Genomic DNA, 8,227 nt, shown 5'->3' on the forward strand with positions numbered 1-8,227 from the left:
TTAATGAGGAAGTTTCTCTCTAAAATAGCCATATACCCAAGTTCCTACTATAGCAGCCAACAAGGTAACAATCATCACAGTAGCTCCAGTTCCTATTTGTGCAAATAAGGGTCCTGGACACGCCCCTGTTACTGCCCAACCAAGTCCAAAGATCAGTCCACCATATATTTGTCCTTTGTTGAACGTTTTGTCATGAAATTCAATTTTCTCGCCATAAATGGTTTTAATATTGAACTTTTTAATAATAAAAATAGATAGCATTCCCACAACAACGGCGCTTCCTATAATTCCATACATGTGAAAAGATTGAAAACGAAACATTTCCTGAATGCGATACCAGCTGATTACTTCAGCTTTGATAAATACAATACCAAACAATATACCTATGATTAAGTATTTTAAATTGTGATACCATTTGTGTTCTAAATGACTCTCGTTGATACAGACCGTATCTAAAGAACGCGTTTCGAAATCTGTATTTTGATCTTTAATTTGCATAATTAATTTTTTAAAGTGAAAGAATGAACGGTAAAATAAAATTAGCCATAATCAATCCGCCAATAAAGAAACAACACGTTGCTATAAGCGATGGCAGTTGTAAATTCGACAAACCTGAAATGGAATGACCACTAGTGCAACCTCCTGCATAACGGGAACCGAAACCAATGAAGAAACCTCCAATAACCATCATGAAAAATCCTTTAAGGGTAAACAAACTTTCCCAGGAAAACAATTGTTCTGGCAACATGCCATAAATAGATGTGATTCCGTAGGTAGATAACTCTGTTTTTAGATTATCGTTTATCAATATCGGATCTGGATTTGATAAAAATTGGAATGCGATAACGCCACCAAGTAAAATACCGAAAACGAAAAACATATTCCAGATTTCTTTTTTCCAATCGTATTTAAAAAAGGCAATATTTGCAGGCAAACACATGGCACAAGTATGACGTAATGAGGCGCTAATTCCAAATGATTTGTTTCCAATGAGCAATAATGCTGGTACTGTAAGTCCAACTAATGGTCCTGCAATATACCAAGGCCAAGGTTGTTTGATTATTTCTAAAATTTCCATATTTGTTGATTTATTGATGCAAAGATCAAATTTATTAAGGAGTAGTTATGTTACTTTTGTCACACAAGAAAAAAAAAGTAAAAAATGGTATTGATTTTATTTCTTTACTAACTCGTCTAACTTTTCTCGGAACGAATCACTGTTCCAATTTGCTGTTCCAATTTTGGATACAATCACATTTCCTGATTGATCAATAAGGTAGGTTGCCGGAATTGTTGATGATTCCATTTCTAAAGGCGGATTTGTAACCGATTGATAGACGGGAAGTGTCAAATTTTCCTTTACCATAAAAGCATTTGCTTTTTCAAAAGAATCTGTAGTGACAAACAAAAAGACGATCTTATCTTGATAATCAATATATAATTTTTGAATACTCGGCATTTCGGCAATGCAGGGTGGACACCAAGTAGCCCAGAAATTAATGAATACTATTTTTCCTTTGTATGCTTCTAATGACACCGTCTTTCCAGTGCCATCTTTTAATAGCCACTGATAAGTCGAGAGTTCTTTTTGATCTGTTACAGCAATTGTTTTGGGAGAGAAAGCAATTAACCGGTTTAAGTGTACTTTTACAAAAGTGCCTATGGGACTAAACAAAAGCAGTGCTATTAACACGATAAAAACAATATTCTGAATAGTAGATTTATTTGATTTTTTTGGTTCCATTTTTAATTATTATTTTCTAAAAGTAATTTTTTTTGATTTATTTCTAGTATTGTTAATTTTTTATAAAGCGTCTTGTGGCATCCGGATTTCAATAATTAGGGACGATACAATGGTGATGACGCCTATCAATATAATGGCATAATTTATACCAAATAAATCAGCTGTTATCCCAGAAATAATGGCGCCTATCGCATATCCTAAATCTCGCCAAAGTCTGAATGTACCTATGCTTTCCGCTCTCTGATTCGGAGTTGTCGCCTGTGCGATGGCTGATAAAAAAGTAGGGTAAACTAAAGCGGTTCCCAATCCCAAAAATGCTGAAATTGCTGCCAGTTGATAAAATGCTGAAGCCAAGGGAATAAAAAGTATCGCTATTCCTTGCAATAGCATTCCCCAAAACAGCATCTTTTTTTTCGAATAAACATCGGACATTTTTCCGGTAATCAATTGGCCAAATCCCCAAACAGTAGGATAAATGGCTGTAATAATTCCAATGTTTTGCGAATCATAATTTAAAGAAAGTAGCACAATAGGAAGCAAACCCCAAATCATTCCATCATTCAAATTATTGACTAAACCCGCCTGTGTTATAGCACTTAATGTTTTGTTTTTGAAAGTGGTTTCTAGAAAAATATTTTCTAATTTTTGAGTTGTATTGGTCGTGTTTTCCTGTTGGACAAATTTTCTAGTATCCTTGACAAAAAATAAAGTCAATAGAAAGCCACTTATGGAAATTCCAATTCCCAAGTAAAAAGGGTAGGGTGTGATTCCATATTTTTGAGCTACATAACCGGAAAGAAAGGCGACCAACCCAACGGCGAAATAACCAGCAAATTCATTAAGTCCCATCGCTAGTCCACGATCTTTTTCTCCAACCAAATCAATTTTCATCACTACCGTGCTGCTCCAAGTGAGTCCTTGGCTAATTCCTAACAGAATATTAGCAAAAATCACCCAATTCCATGATTCAGCATAGATCAAAATAAAGGGTATCGGCAGTGCCAAAACCCAACCGAATAAAAGTAAATTTTTTCTACCAAAATGGTTTGCTAACTTACCCGTAAAATAATTCGTTATGGCTTTTGTAATCCCAAAGGCTATGATAAAAGAGAGAAGTGCTGTTTTTGAGGCAATGCCAAATTCTATTTCGGCAAACTTTGGAATAATGGTTCGTTCCATTCCTATCATTCCACCAACAAAGGCATTAACAATAACTAGCAGTGTAAATTGTTTCCAATTATTTTTCAATCCTAATTTGGTCGTACTCGTTTCCAAGGCTTGTATTTATTAATTTGAAAATTTAAAAAAGAGGTTCTTTACATCTCATAATATTCTAGTTGATAATCACCAATATGCTTTTTATTGTTGGCGATGGATTTCCTGTGTTTGAAAAAATTGAGTGTTCCTAAAACAAAAATTACAAACGAAGTGACAAAAAGAGCAATTTCAATCAAGAGACTATTTTCAACTTTTAGTAGGTTTCTCAAACTCAAGCCAGCAATTAAAAAATACATTGATGTCCTCAAAAAGGAAAGAAAAGTAGATTGATTGGCCAAAATAGTGCGCTGTAAAGCCAATTTTTCTCTTAAAATCAAGTCTTTATTACCTGGTTTTTTCGTCTCCATACTATTTTTTTTTTTCGAATTAATTTAAAAGGGAAGCTTTGAAAATGCCGTTTTGAATTTAACGGGTCAAAGCGCTACATCTAATACTGAATCCCTCAAATTTACTCTTTTATTTAAAATAGTTAAAAAATCATTCGGGTTATAAGGTTATCAAGTCCTACCTAAATAATTGTGCAGTTTAAAAACAACTATTTCAGTTGCTTTAAACTGCACACTATTTTTATAATTTAACTTTTTAACTGTTTAGAACTTCATTTACATCCTGCCAAGTTCCGCCATTGGTCACATTTTTGAAGCCATTTCTTTCCAAAATCATTTTGGCTTGACCACTGCGATTGCCACTTCGGCAGAAAACAATAATTTGGTCTTTTCCTTTAAATTGAGCCAATTGATTTGGAACTTGATCTAAAGGAATATTTGTTGATCCTTTTACATGGCCTTCAGCGAATTCTGCTGGGGTGCGCACATCTACTAGAAATGCGCCCTCTTTTATTAATTTTTCCATTTGAGTGGTGTCTTTTTTTGAAAATATATTTTTGAAAATTCCAAACATAATTAAGATTTTTTAGTATTCAACAATATTGTTTTGATTCATCCATTCATTCATTCCCGGAGAATAGTTCAGCACGTTTTTATAACCGTTTCGTGCTAGTAAGGAATAAGCAATTGCTGCTCTGTCGCCGCCTTGACAATGGATTACTACTTTTTTATCTTTGCTTATTTGATCCATATTGTTTAGTAATGTACCTACAAATACGTTATCAGCTCCTTTTATGTGACCTGCGTTGTATTCAGAAACACCACGAAGGTCAACTATCTGAACATTTTTATCTTGTTGTAAGGTTTTAAATTCTTCCAATGAAATTTGATTTACAGTCTCTAAAGTACCGCCATGTTCTTCCCATGTTTTTGTAGAAGGAACGTATCCTTGAATGTGGTCTAATCCTATTCTAATTAGTTTTCTAGTTAAATCATCCAATTGCGCTTCCTCTGCAAGTAGGATAAAAGGCTCCTCATACGTAAGAAACCATCCAGCCCAAGTGGCAAAAGAATTGTTTCCCTGAATGTTAATACTTCCGGGGATATAACCTTTGGAAAATTCCGTTTTGTCTCTAGCATCAATTAATTTAGTTCCTTTGGCTAAAGCCTCTACTAGTTCAGTGTACTCTAATTTTTTCAATTTAGGAACTTCAGTGAGCAGTGGACGATCTACTTTATTTAGCTTTTTCATCATTGCAAAATACTTAGGCGGTTCTGGTTGACCCTCCAATAAATAATTTGCAAATCCAGGTTCGTCATTTTCATACTGAAAAGCCCAGTTTCTAATTTTTTCGTAACCTACTGTTGTACTAGGAACCGCTCCTAATGCTTTTCCACAAGCAGAACCTGCTCCGTGGCCAGGCCATACTTGGATGAAGTCCGGTAAGGATTCAAATTTTTTAATAGATTGGTACATTTGTTTGGCACCAATATCTTGAGTACCTTTCATTCCTGCTGCTTTTTCGAGTAAATCAGGTCTTCCTACATCTCCAACGAAAACAAAATCCCCAGTAAATAACATTACAGGTTCATCGCTCGCAGGGGTATCCGTTAGCAAAAAACTAATGCTTTCCGGAGTATGTCCTGGAGTATGAATTACTTCTATTTTTAGGTTACCTATTTTAATGACATCACCATCTTTCAATCCTGAATGCGGGAATTCGTATTTCCAGTCGGATCCACCCTCATCCGAAAGATACAGCTCAGCCCCTGTCAAAGCCGCAAGTTCTCTAGATCCTGCAAGAAAGTCAGCGTGGATGTGCGTTTCTAAAATATGAGTAATTTTCATATTGTTCTGCTTGGCGATTTCGATATACGTATCAACATCCCTTTTAGCATCAATTACTGCAGCTACTCCAGCTTTCTGGCAACCAATAAAATAACTTGCTTGAGCAAGACTCTTGTCGTAAACGTGTTGAAAAAACATATCTTTAATTTTTTAGTTCATAATTTATTTTACAAAATTAGGACATGTTTCCCTTATAGTTGGTGACTAATGTTACACAGGCTTTTTTAACTGGATAATGTTAAGCGTCACTCAAAAAGGAACACGAAGATAATTCCCGTAGCACTTCTTGTTGTGGCTTTGTTTTCGATTATCGAATTGCATATCGTGACAACAGATATTTTTAAAATTACATCCATTTTGACAGAAAATCAATCAACTCTTCTCGTAAATCTTTGAATATTTTTTCGAAAATAGCGATGCTTTCGCGGTGTTTTTTATGATCTGAAAATTTTTCATACTCAATATTAGCAGCATTTTTACTTATGGCTCCTTCAAGAAAAGATTCGTGATTTTCTATATCATGATTTAAAATATCAATCTGTTCGTTCTGGATAACAAGCAGATTTTGAAAGTGGTCTATAGCGGAGCGTACCTCATTTGAAGTGTTTTTAGTAGCTACTTCAGCTAGTCGATTTGCCATAATGGAAAGTTCGTCTTTGTAAAACAAAAGCTTGTTTATCCATGTTTTGTGCTCTTCGTGTAATTCATAAATTGTTTTTGAAGTTTCCATTTTTATTGTTTTATAAAAGGTGAGATTAATTTAGTCCGCATTATTTTAATTAATAATTCAAAATGTAAAAAAATCAAGAAATATAATTCATAGCACTACCATTTAATACAAGTACTAATAAAATAATAGTAGTTAGAACAGTATTACTTTCCTAAAAAATTCAAAATATATTTATAAAAGGGCACTTATAAATTGAACTATTGTTTTATTTATGACCACTAATTTAAGAATATTTTTAATGTAATTAAAATTGTAAGTAGTTTATTTTCAAGTATTTATGTAATTTTATAGTTAAGGTGTATTTTATACGTTATTTATTTACTTGTAATTCCAAAAGCGCACAAAACGAAAAAAGTCCCTTTCAATTTTTATCGAAAGGGATTCCTATTTTAAGTGGTATGGATTTTTTATTTTGGATGAAACAGTATGCACTAAATCGACAAAGTGGTTGTAACGGAGACTACTATTTTAAGTAAAAAGATCTCATTGCGCTAAATCACTTCTATGGTTTTGTAGTCCACTCTGTTTATTTTAGAAAAAGCTCTTTGGTTATAATGTAGATTCCCATCACTAAAACAAACCAACCAAAAGCGGGTTTAAGTTTCGCTCCATCTACTTTTTTAGATAATGCAGTACCAATGAAGATACCAACAATGGCAAAGGCTGAAATCGTAAATAGGAATTGCCAATTTATTCCATTTTCACCACTTTCGCCAAAGAAACCAATCAACGATTTAGCCGCAATAATTACTAATGAAGTTCCAACGGCCTCTTTCATGGGTAATTTGCTCAAAATTACTAAGGCTGGAATAATTAAAAAACCACCTCCAGCACCTACTAATCCAGTGATTATTCCAACGACTGCTCCTTCAAGAAGTATAATTGGGTAGTTGAACTTTTGTGCTTGTGGTGCTTCCATTGAATTTTTTTTGTCTTTTTTTATCATGCTGTACGAAGCAAAAATCATGATAACAGCAAAAAGTAACATTAAAAATAAATCTTTGGTCAAGGTAAAATTATCAGTAGAAAATAAAACTTTAGGAATTGCAGGAACGATTAAAGCTCGCGTAGTAAAAACGGCAATAATTGACGGAATACCAAAAACAATGGCTGTTTTGATATTTACCAACCCTTTTTTGAAATAACCCACAGAACCCACAGCGCTTGTAAGCCCCACAATAAAAAGCGAGTAAGCTGTTGCTAAAACAGGCTCAATAGCAAATAAATAAACTAAAACGGGGACCGTAAGAATGCTTCCGCCACCGCCAATTAGTCCTAACGCTACGCCTATTAGTATTGAAGAAAAATACCCGATATATTCCATAATCATAAATTTTATGATGCAAAGATTAGCCGTTTAAATTTTGTGTACAGTAACATTTATCACACAGCTGTTTATTTTTCTTAAACTAGCGATTTATACGGTACACTATTTTGAAACATCACAATACTCCGACGTATTTTTACTTCAAATATTGTCTGCAGCGTTGTCTTAAATACACTCGGTTTTCAGCTGAATTAGACCAAAATTTATTGCTTTACGATATAAAATCTAGTAGTGAAGTACTGCCGCTTGTTATGCCATAGGATAGTTTTTAGCGGCTAAAGCATATCAGTCATCCAATGTCAAAGTTGGTTGTGCATTTAAACTTAATGACAGCAGGAATAGCAAGAGTAGAACTACTGTATTTTTCTTGTTTTAATTTTAATTGCGTTAATAATAAAGTCGGCTAGATGGACTTTACAATCCTGTAATAGTTGCGTATAACTTTTTTGATCCACATTTAGTAGCACCATCAACGAGGGTTCCCCTAGGAATGGAAATAGGTTTAATGCTATAATGTTTATGAATAATTGCTTGGCTTTGATAGGTTTTATTACCCCTTCTTTGATCGCATCGGTCACTTGCTATTTGAATTGGTCTATAGTTGGAAAATTTTCCTGTGAACGGAGTTTCATGACAAATTCGGGATTTTTATTTAACTCTTGAATAACAAAATTGGGTAAATACGGATGTTTGATTACATATGGATATAGCTATCTGTAAATTTTGTTTTTTTTTTCAAATAAATCACTGTCATCTTTCAATACTTTATTCAGTTGTGTGGCCAATAAAGAGAAGTCACTTTTGAAAACTGCTTCAAATAGTAGTTGCTTGCTTCTATAGTAAAAATGCAATAAGGCTTTGTTGATTTTAGCTTTATCTATGCTGCGACCTATTCGCGATGCAACTTTTTTAGAAACTTAAGATAGTTTTTTAAGTTTTCATTTCTATTTTCTAGGCTAAAATCGGAAATAAC

Annotated in this window: 9 protein-coding genes; all 9 read right to left on the reverse strand. The window is 33.8% G+C overall.

Features of this window, described 5'->3' with window-relative positions:
• A complete protein-coding gene (locus tag BUC11_RS13555; protein WP_132065355.1) occupies positions 1–498 on the reverse strand; it encodes a DUF6691 family protein in 498 nt (165 codons plus the stop codon).
• A gap of 10 nt (positions 499–508) precedes the next feature.
• Complete coding sequence (locus BUC11_RS13560) at positions 509–1,072, reverse strand: YeeE/YedE family protein (RefSeq protein WP_073354932.1); 564 nt, start codon at positions 1,070–1,072, stop codon at positions 509–511.
• A gap of 102 nt (positions 1,073–1,174) precedes the next feature.
• Positions 1,175–1,744 carry a TlpA family protein disulfide reductase gene (locus tag BUC11_RS13565; protein WP_073354917.1) on the reverse strand — a complete coding sequence of 190 codons (570 nt, stop codon included), beginning with the start codon at positions 1,742–1,744 and terminating at the stop codon, positions 1,175–1,177.
• A 60-nt stretch (positions 1,745–1,804) separates the two neighbouring features.
• Positions 1,805–3,019, reverse strand: a complete 1,215-nt coding sequence (locus tag BUC11_RS13570; protein ID WP_073354919.1) for an MFS transporter — start codon at positions 3,017–3,019, stop codon at positions 1,805–1,807.
• Between the two features lie 41 nt (positions 3,020–3,060).
• Positions 3,061–3,369, reverse strand: coding sequence for a DUF202 domain-containing protein (locus BUC11_RS13575; RefSeq protein WP_073354921.1), 309 nt, complete (start codon positions 3,367–3,369; stop codon positions 3,061–3,063).
• Between the two features lie 235 nt (positions 3,370–3,604).
• A complete protein-coding gene (locus BUC11_RS13580; RefSeq protein WP_073354922.1) occupies positions 3,605–3,922 on the reverse strand; it encodes a rhodanese-like domain-containing protein in 318 nt (105 codons plus the stop codon).
• A 12-nt stretch (positions 3,923–3,934) separates the two neighbouring features.
• Complete coding sequence (locus BUC11_RS13585; protein WP_073354923.1) at positions 3,935–5,335, reverse strand: MBL fold metallo-hydrolase; 1,401 nt, start codon at positions 5,333–5,335, stop codon at positions 3,935–3,937.
• Between the two features lie 208 nt (positions 5,336–5,543).
• Entirely contained in the window at positions 5,544–5,927 is a 384-nt protein-coding gene (locus BUC11_RS13590) for a hypothetical protein (RefSeq protein WP_073354925.1), read from the reverse strand.
• A 526-nt stretch (positions 5,928–6,453) separates the two neighbouring features.
• Positions 6,454–7,251 (reverse strand): sulfite exporter TauE/SafE family protein, encoded by a 798-nt coding sequence (locus tag BUC11_RS13595; RefSeq protein WP_073354926.1) that lies wholly within the window; start codon positions 7,249–7,251, stop codon positions 6,454–6,456.
• Positions 7,252–8,227: the final 976 nt, after the last annotated feature.

The organism is Flavobacterium xanthum, assembly GCF_900142695.1.
In the GTDB taxonomy this organism is placed as follows: Bacteria; Bacteroidota; Bacteroidia; order Flavobacteriales; family Flavobacteriaceae; genus Flavobacterium; species Flavobacterium xanthum.